Here is a 17,202-nt window from a genome sequence, read left to right on the forward strand (position 1 = left end):
GGTGCAGGCAAGCTGATCAGGGCCGTCCGGATTTGCCGGTCCGGTCGGCCGAGCCGCGCGAGCCGTCGAGCATGTCGGGCGCGAACATCGGATTGCCCTGGTGCGGCTCGATGTGCGAGAGGTTTTCCTCCACCGGCAACAGGCCGCCGAAGTCGGTGGCCGCGAAATCGGCGTCCACGTGCACGCCGTGCTCGTCGCGTCGCACGAGGCCGCGGCTCTCCAGGTCGCGAATGGTCTTGTTGACCACCTCGCGCGAAAGGCCGGAGTAAGAGGCGATCACCGACTGGGTGATGCGCTTGTCGTAGCCGCCGGTCACGGCCGGGGCGAGCTGGGTCAGCTGGTGCAGCACGCGGCTGACCAGGTCTTCGGACGACAGCGCGGAAATGCGGCGCAGTTGCCCGCGAATGACCGACATGCGCTTCATGGCGAGCCCCAGCAGGCCGATGGCCACTTCCGGGTACTGGCCGCACAGCTTGCGCACGGCCGCCACGGGCACGAGGTAGACCGAAGACGGCAAGGCCGCGACGAGCGTCTGCATGGCCTGGTAGCGGTCTTCGGAGAATGAGGGGCTGAGAAAGAAGTCGTCCTGGCGAATGAAGTCGGTGGTGACGTCGCCGCCGTCTTCGCGGCCGTGCGCGACCACGCGCAAGAGGCCGCTCGCCACACAGTAGATGCGGTCCGTCCATTCGTCGGCGTTGAGCACGACGTCGTTGCGCCGGTACGAGCGCAACTCGCTGCACTGGACCAGGGCCGCGCGTTCGGCGGGCGGCACTTTGGCTATGAGGGGATGCAGATACATGGCTGAAGGTTTTCCTGGCGAGAGGGCAAGCCGGAAGCGATGTGGATCGATCCGGAACCGGCGTACGGCATTGCCCAACCCGGCATGGCCCCGCCCTTGGGGCCTGCGACGCCGGACCGCGCAAGCGGCCCGGGCGGACAAGAAGCCCCGGCGAGGGAAATCCCGCCGGGGCTGGAGCGGCAACCCTTAGCGGGCCGACGCGATCGTGGACACGGCGGAGTTGCCCACCGCCGTGGCGGTGACCTGGTTACCCGCGGCGCGCAGGGTGCTGCCGTTGGTCGCACCCGTCACGCCCACGCCGTAGTTCACACCAGTGGCCGTCGCGACGATGGCGCCGCTGTTGGTCTGGTAGTTGCCGATGGCGGCGGTCGGGCGACCGGTGGCCGGTGCCGTCACGGTCAGCGTGTTGGTCGCGCTGTTGCCGTACGCCTGCGCGGCCACGGTGTTGCCCGTGACAGCCGCCGTGCCGTTGATCAGGCCCGGCACGGTGCCCACGGCCTGGCCGTTGAGCGCGACCTGGTAAGTCCCCGTGGCGTTCGACGTCACCGCACCCGAGTTGCCCTGGGTGTTCAGCACGGCGGCCGTGGCCTGCGTGGTACCCAGCGTGCTGCCGGCCGTACCGGCGGTCGAGGTGCCGTAGCTGCTGCCGGCCGCGACGTTCAGCGCGTTGGTGGCCGCGTTGCCGCGCGCCAGCGACGTGGTGCTGTTGCCGTCGATCGTCACGCCGCTGTTCAGCGCCGCGGCCGAGGCCGGTGCGGTGCCGTTCAGCTGGAACGTGGCCGAGGTGGTGGCGTTGGACGCCACTGCCGCGGAGCTGCTCTGCGTGTTGACCAGGCCGGCGTTGGCGCCTTGCAGCGCCGCACCGTTCAGGGCCACGCTGTTGTCGGCGCGGTTGGCGGAGGCTTCTGCCGCGGTGCTGTTGCCGGTCACGGTCACGCTGCTGTTCGCCAGGCCCGCGGTGGCGGTTGCCACCTGGTCCTGGTTGTACAGGCGCGTGCTGGCCGCGCTGCTCACGCTGGTGGAGGCAACCTGGTTGTTGTTCAGCACATGGTCGCCGGTGGCGGTGGCCGGGTTCAGGGTCGCGTTGACGGCGGCGCCGACGGGCGTCACGTTGGTGCCGGTGACGGCCAGCGTGTTGGTCACGTCGTTGATCACGCCGAGCGACACGTTCTTGTTGCCCGAAAGAGCAACCGACGAGTTCGACACCGCACCCGGTGCGTACAGCTCGAGTGCCGAGCCGGCCGACACCGCAGCCGCGCTGCTCTGCTGCGACGCCAGCGCCGTGGTGGCCTGCACGCTGTTGCCGCTCAGTGCCACGCTGTTGGCCGCCGTGTTGGCGACCGCGCTGCCGCGCTGGCTGTTGTTCGACACGCTCAGGGTCGAGCCCGAGATGGCCGCGCCCGCGGTTGTGTCGATGGCATAGGTGCCGAACACGCTGGTCGTGAGACTTGCGCCTTCGTTCACCTGCTGCACGTTCGACAGCGCATGGTCGGCCTGCGCACCGGTGCCGGAACCCAGCGGCAGCGTGCCCGCCGTTGCCACGGTGGCGCCGCTGCCCGCAGCGATGTTGCCGCCGGTGACGGACACGCTGTTGGTGGCGGTGTTGCCGGTGACCGCGCCGTTGGCGGTGTTGCCGTTGACGCTCAGCTGCGAGTTGGTGACCGCGCCGGCCACGGCGACGGTGACGCCGCCCTGGTTCGGTACGGCTGCCGTTGCGGACGCGCCGGGGATCGTTGCGTTGAAGGGTACCGATTGTGACGCGTGCAAGTTGTCGTAGGTGGTCGTCGAAACGACGCCCAGGATGTTGGCGGGTGCCGTCAGCAGACCGGCGTTCGCACCCGTGCCAACCGCCCAGCCGTTCGAGGTCAGGTAAGTGATCTCTGCAGGCGTCAGGCTGGACTGCAACACACCCAGCGTGCCGCTCGTGATTGTCGTGTTGCCGCCAAGGGTGTTGCCACCGAGGGCTTCCGGATCCAGCACGTGCGCGTTGTAAGTGAACGGCGTCGAAGGCGTAGCCGGCGAGCCAGGCGTACCGGCCAGGCCGATCAGCGCATTCACGTCGGCACTCGTTCCTTGCGAGTTCTGCAGCGCGCCCGAGGTGGCGATAGTGGTGCCCGCAAGCGTCAGGCCGTTGGTGGCGCTGTTGCTCGTTGCGGCAGCGCTGGAGCTGTTGCCGTTGGACGCGACCGTGGAGCCCGTGACCGAGCCGCCGATGTCCGTGCGCACCTGTGCGGCGAGGGGCGAAGCCGGGTTCGTGGTCGTGTCACGCTGGGTGGCGGTGACAGAGCCCGAGCCGGTCTGCACGTTCTGCACGCTGAACGAAGCATCGGTGATCAGCTGCCCGACGTTCGACACGGCGCCCTGGCGAACACCGGCGGTGCTTGCGGTGGACAGCGAATTGCCCGTCACCGACAGCGTGTTGCCGCTCGCGCGGTTGCCGTAGGCCAGCGCCTGGATCTGGTTGGTCGACGTCGAGACCGAGGAGTTCGCAAGGTTGTCCTCGATGCTCGTGTTCACCACCGAGCCACCGGACGCGGCTGCCTCGACGGCACCGGCCGCGTTCTGCACGCTGGTCACGTTCGCCACCGACGAGAAGCCGGTGGTCGTCACGCCGGTGCCCAGCGCGAGCTTCGCGCCGTTGGCCACGTCGTTGCCGTAGGCCGCGCCGACGAAGGCGTTGCCTTCGTTGGTGACGGTGCCGCGCGTGACGTTGCCTTCAACCAGCACTTGCAGTGCGCTCACCGGCAGGAGCTGCGCGGTGCCCGATGCGCTGGCGGTCACGTCGCCGAGCGCCGACTGGCTGCTCAGCACGCCGTAGCCGGCGCTGACGTTGTTGCCGGCAGCGAACACGACCGAAGCGGGTCCACCCGCCGCAGCCACGTTGGCGCCGTTGGCCGCAACGTTCAGAGTGTTGGATGCCGAATTGGCGTAGCCGACAGCGCGCTGCAGGTTGTTGGTCAGCGCCACGCTGGTGTCGGTCGAATGCGTGCCGAGGTACGCGGTGGCCGTGGCACCGACGAGTTCGGCCTGCACCGGCGAGTTGCCGTCGACGACCTGCACATTGGCCACGCCGGCGCCCGAGCCCACGCTGGTGCCGGTCAGCGACAGCGCATTGCCCGCGCTGTTGCCGACAGCCACTGCTTCCTGGGTGTTGCCGTTGACCGCGAAGGCACTCGCCTTGATGGTGTCGCCGCCGGTGCCGCGCGAATCGGCGCTCAGGCCGAGGACGGAGAGAGCGTTCGTGGCGCTGACCGCGGCGCCGTAGTTGCCTTGCAGGTTCGACACCGTTGCTGCGCCGTTGGCGTTCACGTTGCCGTCGGGCGTACTGCCGCCGTTGAGGAATGCGGTCCCGACCAGGGGCATTGCATTCGCTTCGAGCGACAGGTTCTGGCTCACGCTGCTGCCATAAGCGGTGGCCGCGATGCGGTTGTTGCCCACGGTCAGCGTGCTGGCGTTGTTGGTGCCGTTCTCGGAACCGGAGATCACGCCGACAGCCGACGGGCCGGTGCTGGCTTCCACGCTGGCGCGGTAGTTGCTCTGCTGGCTGGCCAGCGCGGCGGTGGCTGCAAATGCAGCCGCGTTATTTCCGCTGGCAATGGCGCTGGAAGCCGCGTTGCCGGTGGCTGCCGAGGTCACGCTGTTGCCCGAAAGGTTGACCGAGCCGTTGTCGATCGACTGCACCGCGGCACCGATGAACGTGCCCTGCGTCTGGCTGGAAAGCGAGACGCCGACATTGCCCTGGCTGTTGAGAATCGCCAGGTCGGCCGCCACGACGTTCGACAAGGCGCCGCCGTTGAAGCTTGCGTTGTTGAAGCCCGGGCCGCCGGAGCCGGTGACGGACATGCCGTCGCCCAGCACGATCCGGTTGCCCGCCACGCCCGCCGCGCCCAGCGACTCATTGCCGGTGACCGCGCTCGACACGGTGTTGCCCTGGACCGAGAGACCGCCCGTCAGCGTGTTGGTGACGCCCGGGGCGTTGCCGGCCACGGTCGCGCCGATGGTCGTGCCTTCGGTGACAGCGCTGTGGGTCACGCCGACGCCGGCAGCCTGGTTCAGCTGCAGGTTCGACACGACGGCCGAGCCGACGAACGTCGGCGCGCCGCTTGGCTGGATGCTGGCCGTGCTGGTCGCGGCGTTGCCCTTGAGAGTGGCCGAGACGGTGTTGTTGTCGAGCACCGGACCGGCAGTCACGGTGGCGGTGGCGGGCGAGGTCAGGCTCAGCGTGACCTCGTTCTCGCCGGCCGTCGCGCTGGAGGCGGCGCCCGTGCCCATCTGCGCCGAGGTGATGGCGATGCTGCCTTGCGCGGTGGCGGAGTTGCCGCCGGGCGTGTAGCTGATGCTCGTGATGCCTGCCGTCCCTGAGGTGTAGTCGTTCGGCACCGTGCCGGCGATCGTCGAGGAGCCGCTGTTCAGCGTGGTGCTGGCCGCGATGGTGTTGGCCGTGTTCGAAGCGCTGCCGCTGGTGAAGCCGGTCAGGTCGACCTTCACGACGTTGTTGTTGGCGGTGCTCGACACCACGCCGCTGTTGGTCTGCACGCCGAGCGAAGCCGAGCCTTCGGCGCTCGAGTCGGGAGCATTGCCGGTCAGCGACAGGTCGATCGAGTTGGTGAAGGTGTTGCCGATGGCGGTGGGCTTGACCTGGTTGTTGGTCGTCGTGTTGCTGGTGCCGGCCTGCGGGCCGACCACGGTGACGCCGGTCGTCGTGTCCGAGGTGTCGGCGGAAACACCGACGGTGTTGCCCTGCACGCTCTGCACGGTCTTGTGGCCCGTGACCGTCACTGTGGACGGGGTGCCGAAGCTCACATCGGCGGCTTGCGCGCCGCTGCCCATCAGCATGGCGAGCACTGCAAGGCCAACGCTGCCGAGCGCCGGGGTGCCGGCGCCGTGATTCTTGCGATTCTTCTTCATGGATTTTCCTTTTTGGATCGGATGACTGACTCGATCCCGAAGGGGACCGATCTGGAAACGTGATGCGTTGTGGTGGTGGTGGTGCGGTTGGGGACTCGGTGTCGGTTACTTCCCTCCGGTTGCGTTCTCCTCGCGGACCGTGCGGGCCGGTCCACCCCTCCCCGCGCCCTGCACGCGGAGCTTGGCGATCTCCTGCAGGCCGGGACCGTCGCGATGGATCGACGTGTCCGCCTTGTCAGGCCGCCATGTGACGTTGATGCCGCCGGGGGCGATTCCGCGCGACGCGAGCGCGGACGTGACCACGCCGATGCGCTGGTCTGTCAACATGTCGCGCTTGCCGGCGTCCCAGTTCTCGGTGTCGCGCGCCACGAGCACGACTTCGGTCGCGCCCTTGGCGGCGGCCGCGGCGATCTGGTCGAGCAGGTTCAGCGTGCCGCCCGTGAGCGCGGCGGCGCCGAACTCGAACGGGATCTGCACGCTGGAACCCGACAGGCTGGCGCCGGTCTGGCTGGCCGCGTTGACGGCCTCGCCCTGCTGCACCGGCGTGCCGGCCGAATCGACCAGCGGGTTGGCGACCCTGCGCAGCTTCTCGGCCGGCACCATCTGCAGCTGGTCGTTCATGCGCATGCCCAGGCAAGGCTCGGGGTCGACCTTGGAGACGGCGGCCACCAGGCGCACCACGCCCTCTTCGAGCGCGGCACGCACGCCCATCTGCACGGGTTCCTGCCCCTTGGCGCCGACGTCGATGTCGTACAGCTTGCTGCCGAAGAAGCGGAAGACGTTGAAGCCGACCTCGTAGCCGTTGAACTGCTTGGTCAGGCTGATGGTCTTGACGATCATCAGCGTCTTGGTGTCGACGATGCGCAGGTCCACGCCCACCGACTGGCTGAAGGTGCGCGCCTTGATGCCCACCTGGTTCACCGCGACCTCGGCGCCGCCGGAGTTGATGTTGTAGTTGAGCTCGGTGATGCCGCCGACGATGAAGTAGTCGGACTTGTTGATGGAACCGCCGAAGTACGGCAGCCACGGCACCACCTGCCCGCCGTTGGGGCCGGCGAGCTGGTGCGTGCGGCCATCGCCGAGCTGGCGGCGGTCGGCATAGCCGAGCTCGCGTTCGGCGATGACGGGGTCGAAGCGCTCGGCCACCTGCACCGCGCCGCCGAGCTTGCCGAGTGCCGAATACACCATCAGCGCGCCGCCCTGCGTGATGGCATTGCCTTCGTTGATGCTGTACTTGCCGGTGTAGTCCTTCACGTCGCCCACGGTGATGACGATGGGCGGACGCTGCATGGCGGCCACGTGGTCGCCGAAGCAGGCGAGCACGGGCTCCATCGGCGTGATGTTCTCGCGCACGGCTGGGCCGAGGACGATGGGCGCCTCTTTCGGCGCAAGCTGCTGCTGCGGCGCGGTCACGCAACCGGCCAGGCTCATGACGGCGGCTGCCGCCAGCAGGCCGCGCGACGCGGCCGTCTTCTTGACGCGCGGCAATGCGCGGATCGACTCGAACGTGATCATTCTTTCTTCTTCCCTGTCAGTTGAGCGCGCCGAATGCGCATGCCGAGCTGCCGCCGACGCTGGCGCTCTGGTTGCCGGTGTTGGTCTGGTTGGAGTTCAGGGCCTGGCTGGACCAGCCCTGCACGCTGCTGCTGGTGGACCCGTTCACGAACGAGCCGACGGTGCCGGTATTGGCCTGGCCCGTCGTCACCGTGCCCGCGCCGCCATAGCCCGTGTTGGCATTGCCCGTGGAATTGGCGGCCGGTCCGCTGGTGCTGGGCGAATTGGCGACCGTGCTGTTGGTGCCCTGGTTGCCCTGTGCCGTGGCCGTGATGTCGCAGTTGTATTGCTTGCCGACGTAGTTGTTGGTGGTGTAGTTGGCCGCCCCATAGCTGCCGGCCTTCTTGCGCTGGATCATGTCCTGCACCGCGGCCTGGTTGGCCTTGTCCGCGGAGGTCTGGAACTGCCAGGCGCTGTTCTCGCCCACGTTGTTGGCCGAAGCCCCCACTGCCGCGACCACGAAGAACGCATGCACACCCACTTGCATGAAGTGCCTGAGCGAAACGAAAGACAAGCGCTGGCGCAACCGGAGGTGTCGCGCGCCGGGGGGAACCTGGACGAGTTGGGTAGGCATAGGATTTCTGCGGGAGAGAGGAAACGTTGAAGGGGGAAGCGGTGTCATGCGCGCGTCGTGCTGCGCGCATCGGGCATGCGCAACGCGGCTTCGAGCGCCAGGTACTGGGCCTTGGCGACGATGTCGTCCGCACTCGCGTTGTCCGAGTGCATGACGCATTGCTGCATCAGGTCTTGCACTGCGCGTTGCAGCTGGAGCAGCTCGGTGTTCAACCGGGCAAGGCGAAGGTGCAGGTCCGTAGGCATGTTCATGAGAAGTCCACCTGTTGGCGCCGGGCGGCGGGCGCCTCGGCCTGGCTTTGCGGCTCGCTGCCGCGAACGCTGTAACCCTGAAGCCACTGCGCGCCCGCGGCCAGGGCGACGTGCACGTCGTCCTCGCGCTCGACGCCGTCGACCACCACGTGCGTCGCGAAGTGGCTGCACAGCGAGACCATTCCCTGCAGGCACTCGCGGCCGAAGGCGCTGCTGCGTGCACGGCGCAGGAAGGAAGCGTCGAGCTTCACGATGTCGGGGCGGCAGGCCTGCACGGCCGCCAGGTTGTCGCCGCCGCCGCCGAAGTCGCGCAGCGCGATGCGGCAGCCGCGCAACTGCAGCTGCACGCAGAAATCGCGCGCCGCCTCAAGGTCGGGCAGGCCGCTGCTGCCGGTGATCTCGATCACCAGGCGCGAGGCCAACGCAAACTCTTCGTCGAGCGCCGACAGCAGCGAAGCCCACCAGTGATCGGGCTTGGCGCTCTGCGCGCTGATGCGCACGCCGATGTGCGCCGAAGGACGCAGCCTCAGGGCTTCCATCGCGCGCCGCAGCACGAGGCGGTCGAAGGCGCGCGCAAGGCCCAGGCGCTGCAGGCATGGCAGGAACACCTCCGGCGCGAGCGACGCGGGTTCTCCGCGGCTCGGGGCGATGCGCGGGCGGCCCTCTCTGTAGAAGATGGTGGCGATGCCGCCCGCGTGCACCACGGGCTGCCATCCGAAGCTCAGCCCCTGGGCCAGCACGGCCTCGCTGACGTGCACGGCGACGTCCATGTCGGCGCGGTAGCGCTGGCGCCATCCGTCCGCCCTGCTCTCGCCCGACTCGGGGAAAGGCTGCGCGGTCCACAGCGTGAGCTCGATCTCGGCGGTGCCGAGTTCCTCGGGGGGGCGCACCTCGATCCAGTCGGCATGCAGCTGCGCCATTGCGGCGATCCCGCCGGCGCGCACCGGCTCCGCGCCGAGTTCGGCCAGCAGCGTCTCAAGCTCGCGGCTCACGGACGAGCCGGCGCGCACCGTGCCGGCCGCGAAGGCATCGTTGGCCCAGAGCAGGAAGCAGTCGTCGCGCAGGCGGGCGAGATCGGTCTCGGCCGAACACAGGAAATTCGCGCACAGGCGGCGCTGGATCTCGCGGCTGGCGCTCGACGCGAAATCTTGTCCGTAGGCCTCGGCGAGGTGCGGCAGGTTCGCGATGAAGACGTAGGCGCAAGGCCTGTGCCGCGGCTGGCGCGCGAAGAGCTCGGCGGGCACGGTGGAAACGAAGGGCACCGAGTCCGCATAGGGAATGCGCATCGTGTCCTGCGCGTCGCTCGCGTCGCGAGGCGGGCGGTCGTTTGCCGCGTCGCCCGTCGCCGACGCACGCGGTGCCCAGCCGGCGGGCAGGTCCGCGCCGAGAGGCCAGGTTGTCAGCGGAGAGAGAGCAGGCATTGCATCCTCGGTCGAAAATTTCTGCGTCGAAGTCACACAAGAGAAGAAAGAGCCACCGCGTTTCTTGCGGCAACAGTCGGCCATCCCACGTCGCAACGCGGGTTCGAACCGGACTTTTGGAAACTCGACGCGCAGGCGACAGCCGTCAGACGACGGGCCTTCTTTTCAGGAGGCCTCGCGATCGGCTATCGGGTCACGGCGAGGTAGTGCGCAGCGTCAGGCGGAGAACGCCTGCGCTCGCGCTGCGGCAGCTAGGAATAAGGCATGGACGTGGCCCTCGACTCATCGGCGCCACGCGTTCGTGAGGCAGACCCGCACACGGCATGGCGTGGCTTGTACGTTCGGAAGAACGGGGATCTTTGAACCATCACGTTGCAAGCTCCGTAGGACATTTGAAACAAAATGAATACTACGGATTACAGTAGCCGTTGGCATTCGCTTTCGGCCCGTGAATGTGTTCCTGCTCACATTTGTAAACAATGTTCGAAGAACACCGGACGGCTCACGGGACTGAGCTGGAGCGAGAGCGAACTGGCGCAATGGCTGTGCGAACGGCTCCAGGAGCCGTTCCGCCATCAGATCAACCGGCCGGTGTGGGCTTCAGGCCCCGGGCACGACCACATGAAGCTGGGCAACGATCACCACCGCGCCTGCGAGAGAGATGGCGCCGCCGATGAGCTTTCTGAATGTCTTCATGATGTTCTTCCAAGCTTGTCCAAGGAGAACATCGATGGTGCCGCGTTTGCCATCGCGCGTGGTTTGGCAATCTTCATGCGCGGGATAGGAAAAACATGGGCAAATGAAAATCTGCCGCAACCGTGGACTGCGTGAGAGAGTCCACGACCGCATCCCAAAGCCCGCCTTGCGCGGGCTTTCTTCATTTGAGCCTCAGTGCAGCTGCATCCGCGCTTCGACGTCGAGCAGCGAAATCCGTTCTCTCGCGAACTGGCTGGCCCGCAGCCGCACACGTGCCAGCGCGGCTTCCAGCGACGGCTGCTGCATGAAGACCAGAACGCCCCACTTGAGCCCCTGCAGGCTCAATTCGGCGACACCCGCGTAGCGGCCATTGGTGGTTTGCTTGATATCGATCCGGCTCGACCACCCGTCGGGCAGTTCGACCAGAAGTTGTTGTTGTTGCGTTGAACTCATGCGCCGAGAATAGGCCGCGGGCAATGTCACACCAAGGAATTAGTTCCTTGGTATGAGAAGAAGATTTTTCTAATGGCGCGATCGTTCTCTCGCCTTCCTCGTCTCCCGCCGCCCCTACGCACTACACGCGCTGGCTGCATCCGGTCGATGTACCGGATACCCGAGGCGGCGCCGGAGCCTCCACGAGTTGCGGCAGCACATGAATTCCGTCCTCGTCGCGTCGCACGAGCCCCCTGCTCTCCAGATTGCGCATCGTCTTGTTGACCACCTCGCGCGAGAGCCCCGAGTAAGAGGCGATCACCGACTGCGTGATGCGCCTGTCGTAGCTGCCAGCACCTGCTGGTGCCAAGTGGGTCAACTGCTGAAGCACGCGGCTCACCAAGTCTTCGGTCGGCAGTTCCGACACGCTGCGCATCTGCCCACGAATGCCGGACATGCGATTCATCGCAAGCCCCAGGAGACCGAGCGCCACCTCTGAATGCTTCGCGCACAACTCGCGCAGTGCGGCGGCCGGAACGAGGTACACCGACGACGGCAGCACCGCGATCAAGCCCTGCCTGGCTTGGTACCTGTCCTCGCTCAAGGATGGGCCGAGGAAGAAGTCGTCGGGACGAATGAAATCGGTCGTGACGTCCGTGCCATCGCCGCCGCCCGGGGCCGCTACGCGCAGCAGGCCATTCGCGACACAGTAGATGTGGCTTGTCCAATCACCGGCAACGAGAACCGGAGCGTTGCGCCGGTATGAGCGCAGTTCGCTGGACTGGACGAGCGCGTCGCGCTCGAGGGTGGGCAACTTGGCAAGAAGTGGATGCAGGTACATGACGGGAAGCGGTCTCCGGGCCGCCGCGACGTTGGCGTCGCAAGGCGGATACAGAGAGTGCTGGCTCGTCATCCACGGACTTGACCGGACGTCTCACTCCGGAGACTGGCCCTCTTCCGATTCGGTACTTTTTGACAGTTCTCGGCGATATCTAGCCGGAGCCCTTCAAGAAGAGCGCTATCTATGCGTGCAGAAAAGCCTGCATCACTCCCGAGCGCTTGAGATCCACTCCCGCACGAAGTGCGCGGCCCGCGCACATGCGCGCTCGAAGGCGCCGTCCCAGGTCAGTTGCTGGGTGATGACCAACGCGCACTTCTGCACACCACTGAGGCTCAGCCTGGCAATGCCGGCATAGGAGCCATGAAGGGTGCGGACGATCTCGAAATCAGCAGTCCAACCATCGGGCAGGTCAAGAATGTGGGTTGGTGCTCTCATCATGGTCTTGAGGATAAAAGGCACCGTCCCATAGGCACAGGAACTAGTTCACAAGCGCCAATCTGCTCGTCGAGCATTGCGCACAACCTTTGCCAATCGTGAAAAACATCTCGTCCAAGACTGAGGGCGTCAGTTCCACCGCAGGTCCAGGCCGGGTGAACCTCTGCTCGTCACGCGCAAAGAAAAACGGCCTACGCCTTGTGAGCGTAAGCCGTTGTTCCATCTACTGATTTTGGTCGGTGTGAAAGGATTCGAACCTTCGACCCCTTGCACCCCATGCAAGTGCGCTACCAGGCTGCGCCACACACCGAAGCTCTCAATTATAGCTGTGAAAATTCAGTGTCCGACAGTCAGCAGCTCACGAATTTCAAAGAGTTCGCGTCGAAGGTTCAGCAACTGCGACAGATCGGCCATCTTCGGCGCAGCGGCAGCCACGGGTGCCGGCGCGTCCTGAACGGCCGCATCGAATTCTTCCTGTTCGATCTCGATCGCTTCCATGCCTTCGAGCGGCAGTTCGCCACCGGCCTTGCGGCGATCGCGCTCACCTTGCACCAGTTCTTGCAGCTTGTTGCGTGCACCGCTGATGGTGAAGCCCTGGTCGTAGAGCAGGTCACGGATGCGGCGGATCATCAGCACCTCGTGGTGCTGGTAGTAGCGGCGGTTGCCGCGCCGCTTCATGGGCCGCAGTTGCGTGAACTCCTGCTCCCAATAGCGCAGCACGTGCGGCTTGACGCCGCAGAGCTCGCCCACCTCACCGATGGTGAAGTAGCGTTTGACAGGAATCGGCGGGAGCGTTTTCTCCATTGAAATCAAGACTGTGCGCGGGAAACCTTAGAGATTACTCTACGCAAGCGCGCAGCACCAAGCACTATTCATTCACTCGGTGCCAAGGCTCCACTCGACTTCGGTCGCCGCACCGCCCTGCGGCTCGATGCTGCCGTGAATCTGTTCCTTGAGCTTGGCGCTCGCGTGGAAAGTGGCCACGCGGCGCTCACCGATCGGAATGGCTTCGCCGGTACGCGGATTGCGCCCCGGCCGCGGTGCCTTCACGCGGATTTGGAAGTTGCCGAAGCCCGAGATCTTCACGTCCGTGCCTTCGATGAGGCTCCTTGCCACGAGCTCGAAGAACGCCTCGACCATGTCCTTGGACTCACGCTTGTTCAGGCCGATCTGCTCGAACAGCAGGTCTGCCAGGTGCGCCTTGGTGAGCGCAGGCGTTTCCAGGGCCTCGAGCGTGAAGTCGGCAGCATTCATTCTCTTCACCCCCTCAAGCGGCCGCCGAGCTTGGCGCCCAATTGTTCGACGATGGCACGCACCGCAGGCTCGACCTGCTCGTCCGTCAGCGTGGCGCTGTCGCTCTGGAAGCTCAGGCGCACCGCCATGCTCTTCTCGCCCTGTGCCAGCGCGCCCGGCGCAGCCACGGCGCCATCGCGCAGCGGCTGGGGACGGTAGATGTCGAACAGCGTCGCATCGCGCAGCAGGCCCTGCGCGGCCGTGGCCGCGCGGATGGTCTGCATCAGCGCGTCGTGCGTGACGGCTTCGGCCACGACGACGGCGATGTCGCGCTCCACGGCCTGGTGCTTGGGCACCGGCTGCGCCACGGGCACGGGGCGCGCCGTCACTGCGTCGAGATCGAGTTCGAACAGCACCGGCGCCTGGGCAAAGTCCCACTTCTGGCGCCAGCGCGGATGCAGTTCACCGACGAAGCCGATGGCCTTGCCGTCGACCAGCACGCGTGCCGAACGGCCCGGGTGCAGCGCGGGATGTTCGGCTGCCTCGAAGCTCGGCACCAGCGGCGCGAGCAGTGCTTCCACGTCACCCTTGACGTCGTAGAAGTCGATGCGCTCGGGCTTGCCGTCCCAACGCGCTTCGTCGGCATCGCCCCACGCAAGGCCCGCCACGCGCATCGGCTGATGAACGCCGCGCACGGTGCTGTCGGTGGTGGCGACACTGTCGTCGCGCAGGTAGACACGGCCCAGCTCGAACACACGCACGCGCGGCGCCTTGCGATCGAGGTTGAACTTGAGCACCTGCAGCAGCGAACCCAGCAGCGACGAACGCATCACGCTCATCTGGCTGGCGATGGGGTTCAGCAGCTTGATCGGATTGGCATTGCCGGCAAGGTCCTGCTCCCAATGCGCCTCGACGAAACTGAAGTTGATCGTTTCCTGATAGCCCAGCGCCGCAACGGCGCGGCGCACCGCAAAGCGGCCACGCTGCGCCTCGGGCCGCACACGGGCCGTGATCGGCGCGAGCGGCGCGGTGGTCGGCAGGTTGTTGAAGCCGATCAGGCGCGCCACTTCTTCGATCAGGTCTTCTTCGATGAGCAGGTCGAAGCGATGCGGCGGCGGGGTCACGGTCAGCGTGCCTTCGCCTTCGGTGATGGCAAAGCCCAGCCGGTTCAGCGCGTCGGCGCATTGCGCCTGCGTCAGCGGCATGCCGATCACGCGCGCGGCGCGCGCCACGCGAAGCGTGACGGGGACGGCCTCGGGCACGTGCAGTTTCTGGTCGTCCATCGCGCCGGCCTGGCCGCCGCAGATTTCGACGATCAACTGCGTGATGCGCTCGATGATCTGCACGGTGCGGCTCGGATCGACGCCGCGCTCGTAGCGATGGCCGGCGTCGGTCGAGAAGTTGAAGCGGCGCGAGCGGCCCTGCACGGCGGCAGGCCACCAGAACGCGGCCTCGACGTAGATGTTCTGCGTGTCGTCCGAAACGGAGGTGGCGTCGCCGCCCATGATGCCGGCGAGCGACTCGACCTCGCGGTCGTCGGCAATCACGCCGACCTTGTCGTCCACCGTGATGGTCGTGCCATTGAGCAGCTTGAGCTGCTCGCCCGCCTTGCCCCAGCGCACGGTGAGGCCGCCATGGATCTTGTCGAGGTCGAAGATGTGGCTGGGCTGGCCGTACTCGAACATCACGTAGTTCGAGATGTCGACCAGCGGCGTCACGCTGCGCTGGCCGCAGCGCGCCAGGCGCTCGACCATCCATGCCGGCGTGGCCACCTTGGTGTTCACGCCGCGCACGATGCGGCCCGAGAAGCGGCCGCAAAGCTCGGGCGCCTCGACCTTGACGGGCAGCACGTCGCTGAACGCCGGGGCCACCGGCGCGATGGCCGGCGTCTTGAGCGGCGCGCCGGTGAGCGCGGCGAGTTCGCGTGCCACGCCGTACACGCTCAGGCCGTGCGCCAGGTTGGGCGTGAGCTTGAGGGTGAGCAGCGAATCGTCGAGCTTGAGCACATCGCGCACGTCGGCGCCGATGGGCGCGTCGGCAGCGAGCTCGAGCAGGCCGCCGTGGTCTTCGCTCAGGTGCAGTTCTCGCGCCGAGCACAGCATGCCCTGGCTCTCGACGCCGCGCAGCTTGCCCAGCTTGATGAGGAAAGGCTTGCCGTCTTCACCCGGCGGCAGTTCGGCGCCGACGAGAGCGCACGGCACCTTGATGCCGACGCGCGCATTGGGCGCGCCGCACACGATGTTGAGCAAGGCGCCCTGCCCCACGTCGACCTGGCACACGCGCAGGCGATCGGCATTCGGGTGCTGCTCGGCTTCCTTGATTTCGCCGACCACGATGCGCGTGAAGGGCGGCGCGACCGGACGGCGCTCTTCGACCTCGAAACCGCCCATGGTGAGCGTTTCGGCCAGTTCGGCGCTGTCGAGGGGCGGATTGCAGAACTCGCGCAGCCAGGATTCCGGGAATTGCATCTCTTCGATCTCGATCTGGTTTTTCTATGTATGGAGGGGGCTTACTGGAACTGCGAGAGAAAACGCAGGTCGCCGTCGAAGAACAGGCGCAGGTCGTTCACGCCGTAGCGCAGCATCGTGAGCCGGTCAGGGCCCATGCCGAAGGCGAAGCCGATGTAGCACTCGGGGTCGAGGCCCATGTTGCGCACCACGTTCGGATGCACCTGGCCCGAACCCGACACCTCGAGCCAGCGACCGGCCAGCGGGCCGCTGGCGAACTGGATGTCGATCTCGGCGCTCGGCTCGGTGAACGGGAAGAAGCTCGGGCGGAAACGCAGCACGAGGTCGTCGCGCTCGAAGAAGGTGCGGCAGAAGTCGGTGAAGACGACCTTGAGGTCCTTGAAGCTCACGTTCTCGCCGAGCCACAGGCCTTCGCACTGGTGGAACATGGGCGAGTGGGTGGCGTCGCTGTCGACGCGATAAGTGCGGCCCGGCGCGATCACGCGGATCTCGGGCGCCTTCACGGTGCCAGTGGTGTCGGCCGCCGCGGCGGCGAACTCGGCGGCGTACTTCTTGATGTGCTGATGCGCATAGCGCACCTGCATCGGGCTGGTGTGCGGACGCAGGTTGTAGGGAATGCCGTCGTCGCCGTTGATGTCGACGTAGAAGGTGTCCTGCATCGAACGCGCGGGATGGTTCGGCGGGTTGTTGAGCGAGGTGAAGCTGTGCCAGTCGCTTTCGATCTCGGGGCCGTCGGCCACGTCGAAGCCCATGCTCGAGAAGATTTCCTCGATGCGCTCCAGGGTGCGGCTCACGGGATGCAGGCCGCCCGGGATGCGGCGGCGGCCGGGCAGGCTCACGTCGAGGGCTTCGGCGCGCAGTTGCAAGGAGAGTTCTTCGTCGGCCAGTTGCTGGCGGCGATCGGTCAGCGCGGCCTCGATGGCCTGCTTGGCCACGTTGATCGCCGCGCCGCGGGACTTCTTCTCTTCGACGCTCAGCGCGGCCATGCCCTTCATCAGCTCGGTGATGCGGCCCGACTTGCCGAGGAACTGGGCCTTGGCGTTTTCGAGCTCTGCGGGCGTTTTCGCTTCGGCGAAGGCGGCGCGTGCGGTGTCGACAAGGGAGTCCAACTCGTTCATAGCAACAAAAATCTTCGAGGGGAAATAAAAAAGAGCTGGAGCCTTTTAAAGCGCCAGCCCTTGAGCCGTGGGCGCAGGAAGCCGCCCGGAGGCGGCAGCCTGCTGTGCAGAATCAAGCAGCCAGCTTGGCCTTGACCTGCTCCACGATGCCGGCAAATGCGGCCTTGTCGTGCACGGCGATGTCCGCAAGCATCTTGCGGTCGATCTCGATACCGGCCTTGCGGATGCCATTGGCGAACTGGCTGTAGGTCAGGCCCAGTTCACGCGAGGCGGCGTTGATACGCGCGATCCACAGCTGACGGAACACGCGCTTCTTGGTACGACGGTCACGGTAGGCGTATTGGCCCGCCTTCATCACCGCCTGTTTGGCGATGCGGAAGACATTGCCGCGACGACCGCGGAAACCCTTTGCGAGTGCGAGAACTTTCTTGTGGCGGGCGCGAGCCGTTACACCACGTTTGACGCGAGGCAT

The 17,202-nt window shown here is 66.5% G+C and carries 15 protein-coding genes and 1 tRNA gene; 1 reads left to right on the plus strand and 15 read right to left on the minus strand.

Annotated features, from left to right (window positions below; translation table 11 throughout):
* Positions 1-16: 16 nt before the first annotated feature.
* The 6 genes from C4F17_RS08405 to C4F17_RS08430 all read right to left on the minus strand — a co-directional run bounded on the left by C4F17_RS08405 (position 17) and on the right by C4F17_RS08430 (position 9,507).
* The gene (locus C4F17_RS08405; RefSeq protein WP_106934932.1) at positions 17-799 is read right to left on the minus strand and encodes a Crp/Fnr family transcriptional regulator; all 783 of its coding nucleotides are present in this window, start codon (positions 797-799) and stop codon (positions 17-19) included.
* A gap of 186 nt (positions 800-985) precedes the next feature.
* Positions 986-5,707 (minus strand): beta strand repeat-containing protein, encoded by a 4,722-nt coding sequence (locus C4F17_RS08410; RefSeq protein ID WP_199851932.1) that lies wholly within the window; start codon positions 5,705-5,707, stop codon positions 986-988.
* Positions 5,708-5,812: 105 nt separating this feature from the next.
* A complete protein-coding gene (locus C4F17_RS08415; RefSeq protein ID WP_081266676.1) occupies positions 5,813-7,222 on the minus strand; it encodes a CsgG/HfaB family protein in 1,410 nt (469 codons plus the stop codon).
* 16 nt (positions 7,223-7,238) lie between these two features.
* Positions 7,239-7,748 carry a hypothetical protein gene (locus C4F17_RS08420; RefSeq protein ID WP_081266767.1) on the minus strand — a complete coding sequence of 170 codons (510 nt, stop codon included), beginning with the start codon at positions 7,746-7,748 and terminating at the stop codon, positions 7,239-7,241.
* 131 nt (positions 7,749-7,879) lie between these two features.
* Positions 7,880-8,086 carry a hypothetical protein gene (locus C4F17_RS08425; protein WP_081266675.1) on the minus strand — a complete coding sequence of 69 codons (207 nt, stop codon included), beginning with the start codon at positions 8,084-8,086 and terminating at the stop codon, positions 7,880-7,882.
* Positions 8,083-9,507, minus strand: a complete 1,425-nt coding sequence (locus C4F17_RS08430) for an EAL domain-containing protein (RefSeq protein WP_106934934.1) — start codon at positions 9,505-9,507, stop codon at positions 8,083-8,085. Before C4F17_RS08430 ends, C4F17_RS08425 begins: the two co-directional genes overlap by 4 nt.
* Positions 9,508-10,128: 621 nt before the next feature.
* On the opposite strand from C4F17_RS08430, the gene C4F17_RS32725 reads away from it, so the two are divergent.
* Positions 10,129-10,338, plus strand: coding sequence for a hypothetical protein (locus C4F17_RS32725; protein WP_159053624.1), 210 nt, complete (start codon positions 10,129-10,131; stop codon positions 10,336-10,338).
* A gap of 57 nt (positions 10,339-10,395) precedes the next feature.
* Here C4F17_RS32725 and C4F17_RS08435 read toward each other — a convergent pair whose 3' ends face one another.
* The 9 genes from C4F17_RS08435 to rplT form a co-directional block, all read right to left on the minus strand.
* Positions 10,396-10,656: a hypothetical protein gene (locus C4F17_RS08435; RefSeq protein ID WP_081266673.1), complete on the minus strand. Its 261-nt coding sequence runs from the start codon at positions 10,654-10,656 to the stop codon at positions 10,396-10,398.
* 121 nt (positions 10,657-10,777) lie between these two features.
* Positions 10,778-11,476 (minus strand): Crp/Fnr family transcriptional regulator, encoded by a 699-nt coding sequence (locus C4F17_RS08440; protein ID WP_106934935.1) that lies wholly within the window; start codon positions 11,474-11,476, stop codon positions 10,778-10,780.
* Positions 11,477-11,680: 204 nt separating this feature from the next.
* The gene (locus C4F17_RS08445; protein WP_081266766.1) at positions 11,681-11,914 is read right to left on the minus strand and encodes a hypothetical protein; all 234 of its coding nucleotides are present in this window, start codon (positions 11,912-11,914) and stop codon (positions 11,681-11,683) included.
* A gap of 230 nt (positions 11,915-12,144) precedes the next feature.
* Positions 12,145-12,221, minus strand: a tRNA-Pro gene (locus C4F17_RS08450).
* Positions 12,222-12,247: 26 nt separating this feature from the next.
* Complete coding sequence (locus C4F17_RS08455; protein ID WP_081266643.1) at positions 12,248-12,715, minus strand: MerR family transcriptional regulator; 468 nt, start codon at positions 12,713-12,715, stop codon at positions 12,248-12,250.
* Between the two features lie 72 nt (positions 12,716-12,787).
* On the minus strand, positions 12,788-13,165 hold the full coding sequence (locus C4F17_RS08460; protein WP_081266764.1) for an integration host factor subunit alpha: 378 nt from the start codon (positions 13,163-13,165) through the stop codon (positions 12,788-12,790).
* 5 nt (positions 13,166-13,170) lie between these two features.
* Positions 13,171-15,612, minus strand: coding sequence for a phenylalanine--tRNA ligase subunit beta (gene pheT, locus C4F17_RS08465; RefSeq protein WP_106934936.1), 2,442 nt, complete (start codon positions 15,610-15,612; stop codon positions 13,171-13,173).
* Positions 15,613-15,653: 41 nt separating this feature from the next.
* Positions 15,654-16,730 carry a phenylalanine--tRNA ligase subunit alpha gene (pheS, locus tag C4F17_RS08470; protein WP_106934937.1) on the minus strand — a complete coding sequence of 359 codons (1,077 nt, stop codon included), beginning with the start codon at positions 16,728-16,730 and terminating at the stop codon, positions 15,654-15,656.
* 112 nt (positions 16,731-16,842) lie between these two features.
* Entirely contained in the window at positions 16,843-17,202 is a 360-nt protein-coding gene (gene rplT / locus C4F17_RS08475; RefSeq protein ID WP_012747009.1) for a 50S ribosomal protein L20, read from the minus strand.

The sequence above is a fragment of the Variovorax sp. PMC12 genome (assembly GCF_003019815.1).
Lineage (GTDB): Bacteria > Pseudomonadota > Gammaproteobacteria > Burkholderiales > Burkholderiaceae_C > Variovorax.